Annotated in this window: 15 protein-coding genes; 12 read left to right on the top strand and 3 right to left on the bottom strand. The window is 43.9% G+C overall.

The features are described 5' to 3' along the window. Positions 1–144: 144 nt before the first annotated feature. On the bottom strand, positions 145–2,049 hold the full coding sequence (locus tag N6H06_RS09835) for a BglG family transcription antiterminator (protein ID WP_263706156.1): 1,905 nt from the start codon (positions 2,047–2,049) through the stop codon (positions 145–147). 376 nt (positions 2,050–2,425) lie between these two features. Between N6H06_RS09835 and N6H06_RS09830 the strand changes: the two genes are divergently transcribed. The 11 genes from N6H06_RS09830 to parC all read left to right on the top strand — a co-directional run bounded on the left by N6H06_RS09830 (position 2,426) and on the right by parC (position 16,238). Continuing rightward, a complete protein-coding gene (locus tag N6H06_RS09830) occupies positions 2,426–2,740 on the top strand; it encodes a PTS sugar transporter subunit IIB (protein ID WP_263706154.1) in 315 nt (104 codons plus the stop codon). A 2-nt stretch (positions 2,741–2,742) separates the two neighbouring features. Further along, entirely contained in the window at positions 2,743–3,990 is a 1,248-nt protein-coding gene (locus tag N6H06_RS09825; protein ID WP_263706153.1) for a PTS sugar transporter subunit IIC, read from the top strand. A 32-nt stretch (positions 3,991–4,022) separates the two neighbouring features. Continuing rightward, entirely contained in the window at positions 4,023–4,382 is a 360-nt protein-coding gene (locus tag N6H06_RS09820) for a PTS lactose/cellobiose transporter subunit IIA (RefSeq protein ID WP_062746812.1), read from the top strand. Next, complete coding sequence (locus N6H06_RS09815; RefSeq protein WP_062746813.1) at positions 4,379–5,821, top strand: glycoside hydrolase family 1 protein; 1,443 nt, start codon at positions 4,379–4,381, stop codon at positions 5,819–5,821. The genes N6H06_RS09820 and N6H06_RS09815 overlap by 4 nt, the downstream gene beginning before the upstream one ends. A 91-nt stretch (positions 5,822–5,912) precedes the next feature. Continuing rightward, positions 5,913–7,355, top strand: a complete 1,443-nt coding sequence (locus N6H06_RS09810; protein WP_212953570.1) for a glycoside hydrolase family 1 protein — start codon at positions 5,913–5,915, stop codon at positions 7,353–7,355. Positions 7,356–7,603: 248 nt separating this feature from the next. Then, positions 7,604–8,395, top strand: coding sequence for a 2,4-dienoyl-CoA reductase (gene fadH, locus N6H06_RS09805; protein WP_263706148.1), 792 nt, complete (start codon positions 7,604–7,606; stop codon positions 8,393–8,395). Between the two features lie 121 nt (positions 8,396–8,516). Then, a complete protein-coding gene (locus N6H06_RS09800; RefSeq protein WP_062746818.1) occupies positions 8,517–9,551 on the top strand; it encodes an ABC transporter ATP-binding protein in 1,035 nt (344 codons plus the stop codon). A 76-nt stretch (positions 9,552–9,627) separates the two neighbouring features. Continuing rightward, on the top strand, positions 9,628–11,226 hold the full coding sequence (locus N6H06_RS09795; protein ID WP_263706143.1) for an ABC transporter permease/substrate-binding protein: 1,599 nt from the start codon (positions 9,628–9,630) through the stop codon (positions 11,224–11,226). After that, positions 11,210–11,617, top strand: coding sequence for a CoA-binding protein (locus tag N6H06_RS09790; protein WP_062746822.1), 408 nt, complete (start codon positions 11,210–11,212; stop codon positions 11,615–11,617). The genes N6H06_RS09795 and N6H06_RS09790 overlap by 17 nt, the downstream gene beginning before the upstream one ends. Before the next feature lie 226 nt (positions 11,618–11,843). Beyond that, positions 11,844–13,814: a DNA topoisomerase IV subunit B gene (gene parE / locus N6H06_RS09785; protein ID WP_212953566.1), complete on the top strand. Its 1,971-nt coding sequence runs from the start codon at positions 11,844–11,846 to the stop codon at positions 13,812–13,814. After that, on the top strand, positions 13,815–16,238 hold the full coding sequence (parC, locus tag N6H06_RS09780) for a DNA topoisomerase IV subunit A (protein ID WP_062746826.1): 2,424 nt from the start codon (positions 13,815–13,817) through the stop codon (positions 16,236–16,238). 161 nt (positions 16,239–16,399) lie between these two features. Here the strand turns inward: parC and N6H06_RS09775 are convergent, their stop codons facing one another. Next, entirely contained in the window at positions 16,400–16,750 is a 351-nt protein-coding gene (locus tag N6H06_RS09775; RefSeq protein ID WP_263706137.1) for a DUF2200 domain-containing protein, read from the bottom strand. Between the two features lie 163 nt (positions 16,751–16,913). Between N6H06_RS09775 and N6H06_RS09770 the strand changes: the two genes are divergently transcribed. Then, positions 16,914–17,438, top strand: coding sequence for a TraR/DksA family transcriptional regulator (locus N6H06_RS09770; protein WP_263706135.1), 525 nt, complete (start codon positions 16,914–16,916; stop codon positions 17,436–17,438). Between the two features lie 19 nt (positions 17,439–17,457). Here N6H06_RS09770 and ytvI read toward each other — a convergent pair whose 3' ends face one another. Beyond that, on the bottom strand, positions 17,458–18,594 hold the full coding sequence (gene ytvI, locus N6H06_RS09765; RefSeq protein ID WP_082808308.1) for a sporulation integral membrane protein YtvI: 1,137 nt from the start codon (positions 18,592–18,594) through the stop codon (positions 17,458–17,460). Positions 18,595–18,642: the final 48 nt, after the last annotated feature.

Genomic DNA, 18,642 nt, shown 5'->3' with positions numbered 1-18,642 from the left:
AATTTAGCGATAGGCAGCATACAATGTAGCAGCACTCCAGCTATGCATTTCCATACGGATTTAAATAGGTTACCACCATAAAATGGTAAGGCCACGAAAAGCCCCCATTTCTCAGTTCTATGACGAAGAAATTGGGGCTTCCGCTTATTCGCTCTCGTTTAACAGCTTCATCATCTTATCCATAAAATCATCATAATCTTTGGCTTTGATAAGCTCATGAACATTTTTCCATTCGGAAAGGATATTGATCACCCCTTCAAAGAAAGGGCTGAATACTTCACGTTGCTGCTTATTAATGGAAATCATGACAATGACTTGCACTTTCTCTTTTCCCCATGTTACCGGGCGGTCAAGGATAATCAGACATATTCCTGTTTTTGCAGCGTCCATGTGCATAGAGTGGGGGACAGCCACATTGTTATTAAAGGCAGTGGAGGACATTCGTTCCCTCTCGAGTACAGACGTTCCATACTCTTTGGAGACATAGCCTTTCTTATGGAGAAGGTTTGACATGAATTCAATATAAGCCTCATCGCTATCGAGATAAACATTTTTCATAAACAATTCTTCATCAAAATATAAATCAAGATACTGTTTCACTTTGCGGTTCTTTTTCTGTTTATTTAATTTGTTTACTTGAATTTGAATGTATTCATAGTCTTCTTCTGTCAAGTAAGGATGAATAAACACAGATGGGGTTTGCTCATCCTTTATAGGCAATGTACTAATGATTAAATCGATTTGTCCGAGTAATGCAATCTCACTTGAGTCCGATAACACTTTGATAATCTCTAAAGAATCGTGAAATTTTTTTTCAAGCTTTTGAATGAGTTGCAGACGCATATCATAGTAGTTTGGGCAAATGACTACACAGACAATTTTCTTTTCTAAGTTTTTCTTTCGTTCAAAGTACGAACCGATGTGAAAGGCAATATACGAAATCTCATCTTCCATAATATGAATGTTTTCCATCAACTGAATTTGATTCGAGATAAACACAGCCAATTCATAAATAAGAGGATATGAATCCTTTAATTTATAGGTCAAAGGATTTTTAACCATTTGTTCATTCTTTGCCCGGAAAATTAAATTGCGAATATGGAGCGTAAACTTGACGAAAAATTCATCATCGACGATTTCAATAAAGTAGCGTTCGTGCACTTTCTTTAACAGTTCCTGTGAAAGGGTTACATAATGTTCATCGACATAATGATTTAAAGAGCTCGATGTTAATGATTGATAATTAAGCAATGTCGTTTTACTTGATAAAAGCAAAATAAAATTATATCGCTCTGATTCATTAAAGGAAACATCATATTGTTCTTCCAACAAGTCTGCCATTTTATTTGCCGCTTCTGTTTCCGCATTCCTTTTTAATTTATTCAAATCAGTTGAGTGAATAACCGAGTTGTTGTTTTTAATTCGATCTACGGTAATCACAAGATGGAGAAGCAGGTTATTCATAATATAATCGTTGACATACAAATTAAACTCCTCAAGAATGGAAACGATTTCATCTTTTAATGAGAAAACGTCGTAGTTTGGAAAAGCATTTTGAACTGCCTTTAAACTTAAAAATTCTTCAGACGTTTCTTGTGAAATAATAAAGCTCATCAAACGGCGCTTTTCTCTTTCTTCGCCAATTAAAATTAGGGTATCTTTCTTATGGCGGATTTTCAAATGGTACGACTTAATCATTTTATTCGCCTGAACAATGTCATGTTCGATCGATGAAACACTTAAAAACAGCTTATCGCCTAAGTCAAATAGATTCACTCCTTCTGTCTGAAGAATTAATTCCTTTAAAATGACTTTGATCCGATTTATAGGAGATATATAATGATGGTCCGTTTTCACTTTCTCTTTGCTAACTAACCGATACCCTTGAGGCGAGGAAGCAATCACCAAATGATCTTCATTTATTTCATTGACATACTTTCTGATCGTTCTTGTCGACACTTTGAAGTAATTTGCCAAATTTGTCGCTGTGCACCAATCATTTTTAGACGCCAAGTACTGAATAAAAGCCTCTTTACGATTGTTTTTCATCACTGGGCTCCTTACATATAGATATAGGACTTCTCACCTTATTATAGGTAAAAGCACCACGTGGATTCGATTAAAAAAAGTTCCTACAAATAGGAACTTTTTTCGTTGGTTCCTTCAGATGTGGGGCAAACATACCTAATTTTATAAGAGAAAGATGGGAATGAATCAACCGTTAACGAAATCAATCCTCGTTGTTATCGCTTGAAAGCTTTAGAACTATTCTCTTTGGGGTTATTAGTTTGCCATTATTAGTGGTCCATTATGTGCTTTTGAAGAATGGTTCCTATCACTAGGAACGTTTATTATTGGTTTTGCCAATCGGCAAGTGCCATACTAAACATGTAAGCGAAACCAATAACGTTCAGGGGGAATAGAAATGACAAAAGTATTATTAATTTGTGGTGCAGGTGCCTCTAGTGGATTCATGGCAAATGCTATTCGTAAAGCAGGCAAGAAAAGAGGAATGGACATGTCTGTCCAAGCTCGAAGCGAGTCGCAATTGTCAGAGTATCTAAATGAAATCGATGTTTTGTTAGTCGGCCCTCACTTAAAATATATGGAAGATGAACTGAGAGAAAAAGTAAATGACTATTCGATTAAAGTCTCGGTTATTCCGCAAAGCATTTACGGTACATTAGACGGCAATAAAGCGTGTGATCTTATTGCCAACTTACTAGAATCGGGTGAATAAAAATGAATAAAATCATGACGTTTATGAACGAATCGTTTACCCCAAAGGTAAATAAAATCACGAAAAATCCTTGGATATCCTCAATCCAGGATGCAGTAATGACCGTTCTGCCGCTTATCCTTGTAGGTTCGTTAATTACCATCATTAGTTTATTGAATAATGTTGCTCCGTGGCTTCCTGATTTTTCACTCATTAACACATTTACATTTGGGCTTCTTGGCTTATTCGTTGCCTTCTTAATTCCATACTTTATTATGGAAAAAAAGAAACTCGATAATAAAAAGCTAGTAGCAGGCGCGACGGGTCTGGCCCTTTATCTTTTTTTACTGTCGCCTGTCATCTTGGAGGACGGAAAAATCCAGTTCATCCTCGACCGCTTTGGAGCAACCGGTATGTTCCTATCACTAATTGTCGGTTTGTTTGTTGGATTTGTCCTTGTCCAGTTCTCGAAATACTCGTTTTTTCCCGAGGATTCCTCGATACCGGACTTTATCATAGTTTGGTTTGACACACTCATACCGATTACGCTGATTATGTTAGCAGGATGGTTGATTGGCGTTCAAGGAAACATTGATTTCTTCGAAGTGATATTGGCGATTTTTAAACCATTATCAAGTATTGTTCAAAGCTATCCGGGTTTTGTGTTATCTGTGTTCATCCCGGCGTTCTTATATACATTTGGGATTAGCGCCTGGGTGATGATGCCCGTTATTTATCCTGTTTACTTGTCAGGCCTTGCAGAAAATGCACAAGTAGCAGCGGCTGGAGGGAATCCATCGAATATCGCCATTATGGAAACCCTTTATGCCTTTACAAGTATGGGCGGCGTCGGAACAACGTTGCCTCTCGTCATTATGATGTGCTTCCTTGCCAAGTCAATGCGTATGAAAGCAATTGGACGGGCGACGATCGTACCATCCGTCTTCAATATCAATGAACCGTTGATGTTTGGGGCACCAATTGTCTTTAACCCATTTTTAATGATCCCGATGTGGCTGACAGCGATTGTAATTCCAAGTATCACTTACTGGGTATTGCATTTAGGTTGGGTAAGCATTCCAACGAAGACATTTTTGCTGTGGTATATGCCAATGCCGATTTCTTCCTATTTAGCAACACAAGATTGGCGAGCCATTGTTTTAGCAATTGTATTATTTGTCGTCGCATTTATGATCTTCTTCCCATTTTTTAAAGCGTACGATGTGCAAGAGAAAAAGAAAGAGTCAACGTTAAGCGAAACGGAAGAGTAATTTAAGTGAAAAGCAATTAAAGGAGATTGGATATGGTGGATAGAGAACAAGAACTAGAAGCATTGAATGTAATCTCAATGCAAATGATTCTGCATGCAGGCGATGCTCGCAATGATGTGATGGAAGCATTAAAATGCTGCGAAGAAGAAGAGTATGACCGCGCTGAGACGTTATTAGAAAAAGCCAATAAAGATATCGTCGCCTCTCATAAGCTGCAAACAGAAACCGTCCAAAAGGAAGCGCGTGGAGAGGAATCCATTTTTTCGCTGTTGTTTGCTCATGCCCAAGACACACTCATGACAGTGAAAAGCGAATATGAACTAGCTAAACGGTTGATTCGGGTATTTAGAAGATTGGATGAAAAAATAGACGGAAAGAGAGATCAATCATGAGTTCGAATGAAGGAACTTTTCCGAAACATTTTCTATGGGGAGGGGCGGTTGCCGCCAACCAATGCGAAGGGGCTTTCGGCGTTGGCGGCAAAGGCTTTAGCCTAGCGGATGTTCACCGTTATCATTCCGATCAAGATATTGAAAAAGTGAGCCACGATTCGGACAGAACGCTTGCACAAGTAAAAGAAGCGATTGAAGACAAGGTCGGTTATTACCCAAAAAGGCACGGCATCGACTTTTACCATACGTACAAAGAAGATTTAAACCTTCTTGCTGAAATGGGCTTTAAAACCTTTCGAACATCGATTGACTGGTCGCGGATTTTTCCAAATGGCGATGATACGGAGCCAAACGAAGAAGGGCTTGCTTTCTACGATCAGTTAATCGATGAAATCAGAAGTTTTGGGATGGAACCGATTATCACAATGCTTCACTATGAAACGCCATTGAACATTACCCTTCAATATGGCGGTTGGCATAATCGCCAAGTGATTGACTTCTTCGTTCGTTATGGAGAAGTGTTGCTCCGTCGCTATAAAGGAAAAGTAAAGTATTGGATCGTGATTAACCAAATTAATTTAATGTACCATGAATCCTTTCATTCGGTTGCGATTTGCAAAGACCAAGTAGAGAACATGGAAGAAGCTAGGTATCAAGCTGTTCACAACCAAATGGTTGCCTCTGCTCTTATTGTCAAAAAGGCGCGAGAGGTAAGTCCTGATTTTCAGATGGGGACGATGTTAGCAGATTGTACCGCCTATCCAGAGAGTTGCCATCCAGATGATGTCGTGCTGGCCATGAAACGAAATCGCCTCCAGTATTTCTTTACAGACGTTCAATTTAGGGGAGAATACCCTCGTTATATGAGACGTTTCTTTCAAGAAAACAGAATTGAACTAAATGAACAAGTAGGAGATGCGCCTATCTTAAAAGCGAATACAATGGATTTTCTCGCCATTTCCTACTACTATTCTTCCATGGTTTCCGCAAAAAAGAATGGGATGAATCCGATCGACGTAAGCCAAAACCCACATCTTAAAGCCAATCCATGGGGCTGGGCCGTTGATCCAAAAGGCTTGTATCACGCATTATGTCAATACTATGATCGTTACCAAGTACCGATCATGATTGCAGAAAATGGTTTTGGCATGTATGACAAGCTTGAGAATGGGAGCGTTCATGACGATTACCGTATTTCCTATTTAGCTGCGCATCTTGCACAAATAAAAGAAGCGCTGAAAGATGGGGTAGACGTTTTTGCTTATTGTGCGTGGGGACCGATTGATATTGTTAGTTGCTCTTCAGCTGAAATGGAAAAACGTTATGGCTTCATCTATGTCGATATCGACAACGATGGGAACGGCTCACGGAAAAGAATCAAAAAAGACAGTTTTTATTGGTATCAAACCGTGATTGAAACAAACGGAGAGACGCTTTAAAAGAAGGGCGAGTTGTATTATACAGCTGAGCCTGCCTCTCTTGCTCCGCACACGTAGATGACTGACGCATTCATTAAAGGAGGCAATTAAAATGAGAAAAAACCCGGACACATTTCCGAAGAACTTTTTATGGGGAGGCGCGATTGCGGCAAACCAAGCGGAAGGCGCTTATTTAGAAGGCGGCAAAGGACTTTGCGTAGCTGACATTAACAAGTTTACGGATCGCGTGGATATTAAGAAAAAAGCCAATTTGGAACTAACAACAGAAGACATTCAATCGGCCATCGAAGACAAAGAAGGCCACTATCCAAAACGGACAGCAATTGATTTCTATCATCGCTATAAAGAAGATTTACGCATGCTTGCAGAAACGGGGATGAATTCGTTCCGTACATCGATTAATTGGGCACGGATTTTTCCAAATGGCGATGAAGCTGAACCGAATGAAGAAGGGCTAAAATTCTACGATAATCTCATCGATGAGATTATTAAAAACGGAATGGAACCATTGATCACTGTTTCCCATTATGAAATGCCGTTGCATTTAGCGACTGAATACAATGGGTGGTATAGCCGAAAAACAATTGACTTTTTTGTTCGTTACTGTGAAGTATTGTTTAATCGTTACAAAGACAAAGTAAAGTATTGGATTCTCGTCAACCAAATCAACCTAATTACGTTTGAATCCTTTAATCATCTTGGCATTCCAGCAGATCGTGTCGAAAACTTACTGGAAGCCAAATACCAAGGGGCACACAATGAGCTTGTTGCTTGTGCAAGAGCAACGAAAATAGCCAAAGAAATAAATCCCGACATGCAAATCGGCATGATGCTTTTTGATGCCATTTCTCACCCTGCCACTTGCAAACCAGAAGATGTACTGGCGACGGTTAAACGCAACCAAATGGAATACTATTTCTCTGACATTCTTATGCGCGGCAAATATCCAAATTACGCGTTCCGTTTTTTTGAAGACCATAATCTTCATATTCAATTCGGAGAAAACGATGAAGAAGATTTCAAACATACAGCCGATTTCTTTAGCTTCTCTTATTACTATACACGGATCTCTGACGCTGAAAGCGTCAAACAACTTAACTCGGCAAAAATTAATCCAGAGCTCGATGCGAGTGACTGGGGCTGGTCGATTGATCCGATCGGATTAAGAACAGCTTTAAATATGTATTATGACCGTTACCAAAAACCGATCATGATTACAGAAAACGGCATCGGTGCTTATGACAAGGTCGATGCAAATGGGGAAATCCATGACCCGTATCGTATCGATTTCCTTAAACGCCACATTGAACAAATAAAAGAAGCGATTAAAGATGGTGTGGAAGTCATAGGTTATTATCCGTGGGGACCAATCGACATTGTCAGTTGCTCGTCATCCGAAATGTCGAAACGGTATGGCTTTATCTACGTCGATAAAGACGATTATGGAAACGGAACACTTGAGCGGAAGAAAAAAGACAGTTTTTATTGGTATCAAAAGGTCGTTGCCACAAATGGAGAAGATTTAGGTTCATAAATGACTGTGTGTCGATTGTCATCGGCATCCAGCGACGGTTCCTCCCTTGTCCTCATTCGACCCTGAAATCCATCATCGAACTAGACAAGCCGGTTACATCTTATCATGGTGTTAACCGGCTATTTTTGTGAAACGACCACCCCATTGTTAAATCCTTCGTTTTTGAGCCATATCTCTTCCATTATCGAGCCTTATTTAGCATAATAAAAGAGAGAGGAAGCCGACTTGCGAGAAGGAAGGAGGCCGTTATGGACAAGCCTGTCCTATTAATTACAGGTGGAAGCAGTGGCATGGGCAAAGCGATCGCCAAACAGTTTGCCGAGGAAGGGGCGTTTGTTGCTATTTGTGCACGAAATGGCGACAAATTAACGCAAGCCAAACAGGAAATTGAAACATTCCCTGATCAAGTGGCGACCTATGAAGTCGATGTGCGGAACCGGGCCGATGTCGAAAAGATGGTAGCAGCAATTTACGAATCGCTCGGGCCATTGACCGGAGTTGTCAACAATGCAGCTGGGAACTTTTTATGTCCAGCTGAGGACTTGTCGGAAAATGGTTGGAAAGCGGTTATTGACATCGTTTTACATGGAACGTGGCATGTCACGCAAACAGTTGGAAAGCGCTGGATTGCTGACAATACAAAAGGGTCGATCATCAACATTGTCGCCACCTATGCATGGACAGGCGGCCCAGGAGTCGTCCATTCAGCCAGCGCCAAAGCGGGCGTCCTAGCGATGACGAAAACGTTGGCCGTCGAATGGGGAAGCCAGTATGGAATACGGGTCAATGCCATTGCACCAGGCCCGATTGAAAACACAGGTGGCGTTGAAAAACTGCTTCAAGATGAGCATGCTCATGCTAAAGCGGTAAAAAGCATCCCCCTTAACCGCTTTGGCAAGACGACAGAAGTGGCCAAACTTGCTTCTTATTTGTTGTCCCCAGATGGGGCTTACATTAACGGCACTTGTATAACGATTGATGGTGGTCAACACATTGGCCAGTCTGGCTTTCAAACAGGCGCTGCCACATTTCGCACGTAACCACAACCCGCAGGGGCAACCTTGCGGGGATTGTTCATTCCTCGGAAGGGAGCTGTGGTTAAAAAAAACAAAATCGGGTATATACGAAAAAGCGCCTAATCATAAGGGGGAGAAGTATAACGTGATTGCCTTTGAGCAAGTCTCTAAAGTATATGCTGACGGCACAACAGCTGTAAACAAGCTCTCCTTTAACGTCGAAAAAGGGGAATTCTTTGTGTTAATTGGCCCTAGTGGTTGTGGGAAAACCACAACCCTTAAAATGATTAATCGTCTAATTGAACCTTCTTCTGGCGCGATTTTCATTGGCGGCCAACATACCGCTCAAGCAAACATTCACGAACTGCGCTGGAACATTGGTTATGTTTTACAACAAATCGCGTTATTTCCGAATATGTCTGTAGCAGAAAACATTGGGATTGTGCCAGAAATGAAACAATGGGAGAAGTCGACGATTGAAAAGCGCGTCGATGAATTGCTTGATTTAGTTGGACTTGAACCTAACATTTACCGGGGGCGCATGCCAAGTGATTTGTCCGGCGGTCAACAACAACGTGTTGGCGTGGCTCGAGCGCTTGCGGCTGATCCGGATATTTTGTTAATGGACGAGCCGTTCAGCGCCCTTGACCCGTTGTCAAGGAGCCAGCTCCAACAAGATATTAAAGCATTGCAACAAACGATCCAGAAAACAGTCGTGTTTGTCACACATGATATGGAAGAGGCGGCGAAACTCGGCAACCGCATTGGGGTTATGGAAAAAGGGGAAATCGTGCAAATTGGCTCCGCCCAGCAACTAAGGGAAAATCCACGGACAAGCCTTGTGAAAGAAATGATGGGGCGAACGATCTCACCTGGGAACATGCCATTAAAAGATGTGATGATGCCTGTCTACAAAAGCGCCTACGTAAAAGAAAGAGCGAACACGAATCAAGCCGAGTTGCAATATGAAATCAACGATAAGCAGGAACTAATCCGCGCTTTTTATCATGGCGTTTTGCTTGATGACCCGTTGACTTTAAATCGGGACAGCACGCTTGAGCAAGCGTTTGAAGCTTTGCAAAAACAAGGTGTGCCAGCCCTTCCAGTCAAGGAAGGAAATCAACTAATTGGCACCATTTCTTATGAAGACTTGGCCAAACTGAGCCTAAAAACACTTTAATCCAGCACTGTCCGCGTGCATACAAAATGGGGAAGAACTGCGAGCTTAAGCAGGACAGCGTTCGGGCGCTTTAAGCATGCAGCACAAAGATATGGCTACCTTTTGGACATCTTATATCAACCTTTTTCAAGAGCGTTCTGATTTGCTAATACGCGCATTTTGGGAACACATTCAATTGTCGCTTGCTTCATTGCTGATCGCGGTGGCAATTGGCGTGCCACTAGGGATTTTGCTTACTCGTTATAAACGAATATCGGAGTGGGTGATCGGCGCTGCTGCCGTCTTGCAAACGATCCCATCGCTCGCCTTGCTTGGCTTTTTAGTCCTTTTTGTCGGGATTGGTACGACTCCAGCCATCATTGCCCTTTCTGCCTACGCGTTACTGCCCATTTTACGCAATACATATACAGGAATTAAAGGCATTGACCCATCCCTGATCGAGGCAGCGAAAGGAATGGGCATGAATTCATACCGCCGTTTACTGAAAGTAGAGCTACCAATCGCCATGCCAACAGTCATGGCAGGCATCCGTACGTCAATGGTACTGATCGTCGGCACCGCCACCCTGGCAGCGCTTGTTGGCGGCGGCGGACTTGGACAAATCATTATGACAGGTATTCAGCGGACAAGCAATGAGTATATATTATTCGGCGCTCTTCCAGCTGCGTTGCTTGCACTAGCACTCGATTTTGTTTTGCGTTTCAGCGAGAAGCGAGCAGCGCACGCACAAGGAACAACGTATAAACCGCTCGCGAGCGTACTTCTTGTCGCCCTTGCCATCGTCGGGATTTCGCCCATCGCTTCCTTCGTTCAAAGCGATGAGCCAGATTTAGTTATCGGCGGAAAACTCGGCCCTGAACCACCAATCCTCGCCAATATGTATAAACACTTAATCGAACAAGACACCGACCTTACTGTTGAAGTAGTGGCCCCACTTGGTGAGACAAGCGTAAACTTTAACGCCTTACGTGTAGGGGATATCGATCTTTATCCAGAATTTACAGGGACCGTTCTAGGTGATTTGTTGGGTACAGACGATTTCAGTTATAATGAACGGACATCCTACGAACAAGCTCGTGATGGCCTCCTTGCTGAATACGGTGACGTGCTGCTCGAGCCGATGGCCTTTCAAAACACGTATGCGCTGGCGATGCCCCGGGATCAGGCTGAACAACTTAACGCCAAGAAAATAAGCGATTTGAGACCTTATGCCACTAAACTTCACGTCGGTTTTAGCTTTGAATTCATGGACAGACAAGATGGCTATCTCGGTTTTGAGGAAGCGTACGGCTTTTCGTTCGAACATGTCACATCGATTGACGTCTCCACTCGTTACCAAGCGATCGCAAACGAGAGCATAGAAGTAAGCGACGTTTTCTCGACAGACCCGCAACTTGTCCAGTATGATATGGTTGTTCTAGAAGACGACCAGTCCTTATTTCCGCCTTACCAAGCAGCACCGTTAGTAAGCAAAACAGCGATCGAAGAATATCCTGAATTGGCGTCCATTTTAAACCAACTCGCCGGGCTTGGTTCTGTTGAAGAAATATCTGAATTGAACTATCGCGTGGACATTAACGACGAAGATCCTTATCAAGTAGCTGGCGAGTTTTTGCAAGAGAAAGGCCTACTGAAAGACGAAAAAGGAGTGAACACACATGAAAAACCCAAGTGATGAACGGATTAAAGAACTGCTTCATACGAAAAAGCGCATTGCGGTTGTTGGCTTATCCGACAATCCCGAACGCACTTCTTACATGGTATCCGAGGCAATGCAAAAAGCAGGATACACGATTATCCCTGTCAATCCCCGCGTCGATGAAGTGCTCGGTGAAAAAGCGTACCCATCGCTCCTTGATATTGAGGATGAAGTAGATCTCGTTAACGTTTTTCGCCGCAGCGAGTTTCTCCCTGAGATTGCCAGAGACACAGTCAAAGCAGGCATTGGCGTCTTTTGGTCGCAATTAGGCGTCGTTAACGAGGAAGCGTATGAGTATTTGCAAGCACATGGAGTCGAAACAGTCATGGACCGTTGCATTAAAGTTGAGCATGCTAAGTTTAAATGATCGAAAGCCCGCATCATAGGTGCGGGCTTGATTTTGTCAAGCAAGATAGCCAGGCATTTGCAACAACAAAGATAAACATGGTAAGGTGCTATTAGAAAAAACTGTTGCATACAGGAAAACAATGGTTAAAATGAAGAAGGACAGGCCATTATTTCACCTACACAGAACAAATGTTCGTGCATTTTGTGGTATAATCGATTTATAGATAAATGGAAGGGAGAACGGAATGGCAAAACAGCACGTTGAATACAATGAGGATGCCATTCAAGTCTTAGAAGGACTTGAAGCGGTACGCAAGCGGCCTGGCATGTACATCGGCTCAACCGATGTTCGCGGGCTGCACCATCTTGTTTATGAAATTGTTGATAATGCCGTCGATGAAGCACTCGGCGGCTACGGAAGCACAATAAAAGTAACGATCCATAAAGATCAAAGTGTCTCGATTGAAGATGAAGGGCGGGGGATGCCAGTCGGCATGCACCGTTCCGGAAAGCCGACGCCGGAAGTCATTTTCACCGTCCTTCATGCTGGAGGCAAATTCGGCCAAGGTGGATATGCGACAAGTGGCGGGCTTCATGGGGTTGGCGCCTCCGTCGTCAATGCCTTATCGGAATGGCTTGAAGTGGAGATTAAACGGGATGGTTATCGATACACACAACGTTTCGAACAAGGCGGCAAGCCAGTCACAACGCTAGAGAAAAAAGGCAAAACACGCTCATCAGGCACGACTGTCCGTTTTAAGCCAGATGAAGGCATTTTCTCAACGATTCAGTTTAATAGCGAAATATTGGCGGAAAGACTTCGAGAAGCGGCTTTTCTTTTGAAAGGCGTCCAAATTGAATTAACGGACAAGCGCCCTGGAAAAGAGCTACATGAAGTGTTTAAGTTTGATACAGGGCTTGAAGCCTTTGTCGACTATTTAAATGAAGGAAAAGAAGCGCTTCATCCAGTTGTGTCCTTTTCCGGAAGCGCCAATGACATCCAAATGGACTTTTCCTTTCAATTTCACGATGCTTATACGGAAAATGTGCTTTCTTTCGTTAATAATGTCCGTACACGGGACGGCGGCACACACGAGCTAGGCGCGAAAACAGCGATGACCCGGATCATGAATGAACATGCACGTAAAATTGGCGTTTTAAAAGAGAAGGATAAAAACTTAGATGGGTCGGATATACGGGAAGGATTCACGGCGGTCGTCTCGGTTCGCGTCCCCGAAGCGAAACTGCAATTCGAAGGGCAAACGAAAAGCAAGCTAGGGACACCAGAAGCCCGTTCTGCTGTCGATGCGATTGTCTCGGAAAATCTCAGTTATTTTCTAGAAGAAAATCCGGCTGTGGCAACGATGTTGCTTAAAAAAGCAATGAAAGCAGCACAGGCGCGGGAAGCGGCACGTAAAGCCAGGGAAGATGCGCGCAACGGCAAGAAAAACAAGCGCAAAGATGTGTTGCTGAGCGGCAAACTGACACCAGCTCAATCGCGGAACCCAGCTCGCAATGAACTGTACTTAGTCGAGGGCGACTCTGCCGGTGGCTCAGCCAAACAAGGACGCGACCGTAAATTCCAAGCTGTTCTCCCCCTTAGGGGAAAAGTCATCAACACCGAAAAAGCCAAGCTTGATGACATTATGAAAAACGAAGAAATCCGCACGATCATCCATACAATTGGCGCTGGCGTAGGAGCCGATTTTGATAGCGCTGACTGTAATTATGACAAAGTCGTCATTATGACGGACGCTGATACAGACGGTGCTCATATACAAGTACTGTTGCTAACGTTTTTCTATCGCTATATGAAACCGCTCATAGACGAAGGAAAAATTTACATCGCTTTGCCTCCTTTATATAAGGTAAGCAAAGGCAGCGGCAAAAAAGAGCAAGTCGAGTATGCATGGGATGAAAACGAGCTTCAGTCTGCGTTAAAGAAAGTCGGCAGGGGGTCGACTGTCCAACGTTACAAAGGGCTTGGCGAAATGAACGCAACTCAGCTATGGGAAACAACAATGGATCCAACAACACGGACATTGATCCGCGTTCGTTTGGAGGACGCGGCACGGGCTGAAAAACATGTGGCCACCCTTATGGGCGATAAAGTCGAACCGCGCCGTAAGTGGATTGAAAGCCATGTTGCCTTTGGATTAGAAGAGGACACAAATATTTTGGAAAACGAGAATCTGCAAGTAGGGGAGGAATCGTAAGTGGCAAAATCAGAACGTTATCTCGACCTTCCTTTAGAAGATGTCATCGGCGACCGTTTTAGCCGCTACAGCAAATACATTATCCAGGAACGAGCATTGCCTGATGCTAGAGACGGACTAAAGCCTGTGCAACGCCGTATTTTATATGCGATGTACAATGAAGGCAATACGGCTGATAAACCGTATCGAAAGGCAGCCAAAACCGTTGGGAACGTCATCGGCAATTACCATCCCCATGGCGACAGTTCCGTGTATGAAGCAATGGTCCGCATGAGCCAAGAATGGAAAGTGCGTGAACAATTAATCGACATGCACGGCAACAACGGTTCAGTGGATGGCGATCCACCTGCAGCCATGCGTTATACGGAAGCACGGCTATCGGCAATAAGCGCTGAGTTGATGCGTGATTTAGACAAAGGCACAGTCGACTACATCCCCAACTTCGATGATTCGATTGAAGAGCCTGTCGTCTTGCCAGCGATGTTTCCAAATTTGCTTGTGAATGGTTCAACAGGTATTTCGGCTGGTTATGCGACAGACATACCGCCTCATCACTTGCCAGAGATCATCGATGGCATTACATTGTTGATGCAAAAGCCAAATACGAGCCTTGATGAATTACTAGAAATTATTAAAGGCCCTGACTTCCCTACTGGCGGGATTGTCCAAGGCTCGAACGGCATTCGCCAAGCTTATGAAACAGGGAAAGGCAAAATCGTCGTCCGCGGACGGACAGCGATTGAAGAAACGCGCGGCGGCCGCAAGCAGATTGTCATTACCGAAATTCCTTACGAAGTAGTAAAAGCGAGCTTAGTTAAAAAAATGGATGAAATCCGATTTGACAAAAAAGTAGACGGCATTGCCGAAGTCCGGGACGATACAGACCGTACCGGGATGCGTATTGTCGTTGAACTGAAAAAAGAAGCCGATCCAGAAGCGATTCTCCATTACCTGTTTAAAAATACCGATTTGCAAGTGACGTACCACTTTAACATGGTAGCGATACACAATAAAACCCCTAAGTTAATGGGGCTGCGCGACCTGATGCAAGCGTACATCGACCACCAAAAACAAGTGTTTACGCGCCGCTCCCAATTTGAGCTTAAGAAAGCAGTTGACCGCGCCCACATTGTCGAAGGCCTTATGAAAGCCGTTTCCATTTTGGATGAAGTCATCGCTGTGATCCGCGCTTCAAAAGATAAAAAAGACGCAAAAGCCAATTTGCAAAGCCAGTTTGGCTTTACTGAACCACAAGCAGAAGCGATTGTCACACTCCAACTTTACCGTCTGACCAATACCGACATTACGACGCTTCAAAAAGAAGCCGAAGAGCTTGAAAAGCGGATTGCCGAGCTAAAAGCGATTTTGGCCAGCGAAAAGAAACTCATTTCCGTCATTAAAAAGGAATTAAACCAAATTAAAAAGACATTTGCTTCTCCGCGCCGTACCGAAATACGAGCAGAAATTGAAGAAATCAAAATCAATATGGACATGTTGATTGCCTCGGAAGATGTTCGCGTGACGATCACAAAGGCTGGCTATGTCAAACGGACAAGCCTGCGCTCCTACTCAGCCTCTAGCCAAGATGGGCCAGGAATGAAAGAAGGGGACCGTCTCTTATTATCCCAAGAAGCAAATACAACCGATGTGGTGCTATTGTTTACAAAACGGGGAAGTTACTTATACGTGCCTGTCCACTCGCTGCCAGACATCCGTTGGAAAGACGATGGCCAACATGTTGCCAACCTCGTTGCGATCGATGCCGATGATGAAATTATCGCTGCACAAATCATTCGCGAGTTTGCCGAGACGAAGTATTTGCTCTTTATTACGCGAGCAGGGATGGCTAAACGCTCAACGTTAAACCTATACCAAGCCCAACGCTATTCAAAACCGCTGATGGCCTTAAAGCTAAAAGAAGGGGACGAAGTCGTTCGCGTGCTTTTGACGGACGGCCAGCAAGAGCTGTTCGTAGCCACAGCCTTTGGGTATGGACTTTGGTTTTCGGAAGAAGATGTTTCCCTCGTCGGCCAACGTGCCGCTGGGGTAAAGGGAATCAATTTAAAGGAAGGCGATTTCTGTATTGGCGCCGAAGCATTCGGCCTTGAAGATTCCGTTGAATTTCTCGTCGCCACTCATCGTGGAGCGGTCAAGAAAATGGCCATTACTGAATTTGAAAAGTCAAGCCGCGCCAAACGAGGCGTGTTAATGCTAAGGGAATTGAAAAACAACCCTCATCGATTAGTTGGATTCAAGCGGGTCCGCTCTCAAGAGGAAACATTTGCAATCGAAACGGCAAAAGGAGACACGATTGAGGTCTCGCCAAAGGACTATCGCCGTGCTGACCGCTACTCCAACGGGTCATATGCCTTTGACCAACACGAAAGCGGCGACGCACTCACTTTCATACGTATGATTCACTAAGGAAACCTCAAAGCCTTGAAGCTCATGCTTCAAGGCTTTTTTAGTAGACTTCTTTTCATGCCTCGCAAAAACATTTGCTGCATTTTTACGCCTCTTCACTTAGGCAGCAAGAAACACCGATTCCCAATCTAAAAGAGTCGGTGTTTCTTCGTGTGTCATTGTTATTTCCGTAAAATCTTCGCCATTGCTTTTCCCTTTGCTAGCTCATCGATCAACTTATCCAAATAGCGAATTTCCCGCATCGTCGGTTCTTCAATGTCTTCGACTCGGACACCGCAGACGACGCCCTTGATCAACGTTCGTGAAGGATTCAGCTCTGGAGCATCCGCAAAGAATGTCTCAAAGTCTGTTTGTTTTTCTAGTTGCGCTTCGAACTCTTTTTGGCTATATCCGGTCAGCCAACAAATAATTTCATCGACTTCGGTTTTTGTGCGTCCTTTTCTCTCTGCCTTCGCCACATAATGGGGATAGACGCTCGCGACACTCGTTGTATAGATCCGATGTTTGGTCATGGTACATCCTCGCTTATAAGGTTTTCTTTATTTTAGCACGAAACATTGTCGGACAACACCTAGGATCCTTACCATCTCCTCGCAATCAATTGCCCCCTCATTGTTTGCATACCTGTCCTTTCGGGAAAAGGGCAGTAAAGGACGTACAGGGAGGCTAGCAAACATGGGACTTACAGAAACACAACTTGCTCATTTAAAACACAAATTGCTAGACATGAAAGACAGACTTGAAACAAAGAGGCTACAAACCACTGGCGAAATGTCGGACAGCCGCGGCGACATTGCTCGGGGCGCCGATAACCATATTGGTGAAACCGCTTCTGAATACGAAGACCGTGTCATCCAACAATCACTAAACGAGGCAGACCAAAAACGCCTTCAAGACGTCAAAGAAGCACTAGAGCGAATCGAAGCAGGTACGTACGGAATTTGTATCGATACAGGGCAACCGATTCCTTATGAACGCCTGGAAGCACTCCCTTATGCGAAGCGAACACCAGAAGCGCAACGAGAAAGGGAAACGCCTTTAGCGGAGGACCATCAAAAAGCTAGTGGAGTGGATTATGCACGAATGGAGGGCGATACAGAGACAACTCGAGCCCTTGAACAAGAACAACAGGCCAGCCATCAATCAGGGGAGGATGCGTTCTCCCATTCAACGAATGAACAAGGTTGGCCAAAGCAATAGCCCGCTCAGTTAGAGCGGGCTATTGCTCGGGTTCAGTAAAACCGTTGCGGATAAACTGAAGAACGGCTCGGAAAAAGCCAATGTCATTCAAAATCACGATCAACACCAGAATAGCGGGGCCTAAAAACAGGCCGAATGCACCGAACAAGCGGAGGCCAGCAAACAAAGAAATTAAGACCGCGATTGGATTTAAGTTCATATGGCTTGAAAGCACTTTTGGTTCAAGAAGTTGCCGGATGATGACCACAATGATGTATAAAATCGCAATTCCGAAACCGCCGGAAACATCGCCTGTAATAAACAAATATATAAACCAAGGAATCAAGATCGTGCCAGTCCCTAAATAAGGAAGGAGCTCAGCAATTCCGACGACAATGGCAAGCATCCAAGCATTGTCGACCCGAATGATCAAAAGGCCAACAAAGACAATACAAGCAGTCACAAACATGAGGATAAACTGGGCTCGAAGAAAGCCAAACAGCCTTCGCCGGATCGCTTGTACGAACTCTCTGCCTTTTTTACGCAGCCGTTTTGGCACATGGCGATCATAAACATCTTGGTAATAGCTCCAGCTTTTCCCCATAAAATAAATGCTCAAAATGATAAACAGAAACGCCACCAAAAAGTTCGGTAACCCTAAGAGCGCTGTTGTTAAAAAGTCAACAACCCCTTGCCCGATATCACCAAGAAAATTGCCAAGCACTGTTCCCAGCTGGTCAATTCCTTCCGAAAGGACATTGTGTGTGCCTACATCGATCGTATCAAACAAGCCAAGTACTTGCTGCCAGTACGGCCAAATCGTTTCATTAAAGAAGATTTGCATTTTCTCAGAACCTTCCTCAATCCACGTTGGCACTTGCTCGAAAAATTGGCGCAAACTAAAATAAATAAGAAAAACCAACCCCGTTAGAATCGCGCTAATCACCAGAATTCCACCCAGCAAACCAAACAAACTGGCAAAACCACGGCTAAAGCGGAGCTTTTGTTGAAAGAAACGGGCGACTGGTTGTAGCATCCAGGCAAACAAAGCCGCAAACCAAAAAGGGTATGTAAGCGAGAAGACCTTTGCGAACACCCATAAAGAACCTATGAGAAAAACCACAATGGCAATCGTTCGGCCAATCATCCAAGCAACGTCTCGCGACAACAGGTTCACCTTCTTTTCATGTAAACATCGCCAAAAACAAGTAACGAGATTATTGTA

The sequence above is a fragment of the Shouchella tritolerans genome (genome assembly GCF_025770735.1).
GTDB classification, from domain to species: domain Bacteria; phylum Bacillota; class Bacilli; order Bacillales; family Bacillaceae_D; genus Shouchella; species Shouchella tritolerans.
Note: the sequence above shows the minus strand (reverse complement) of the source record. Positions and strands in the feature narration are given on the sequence as shown.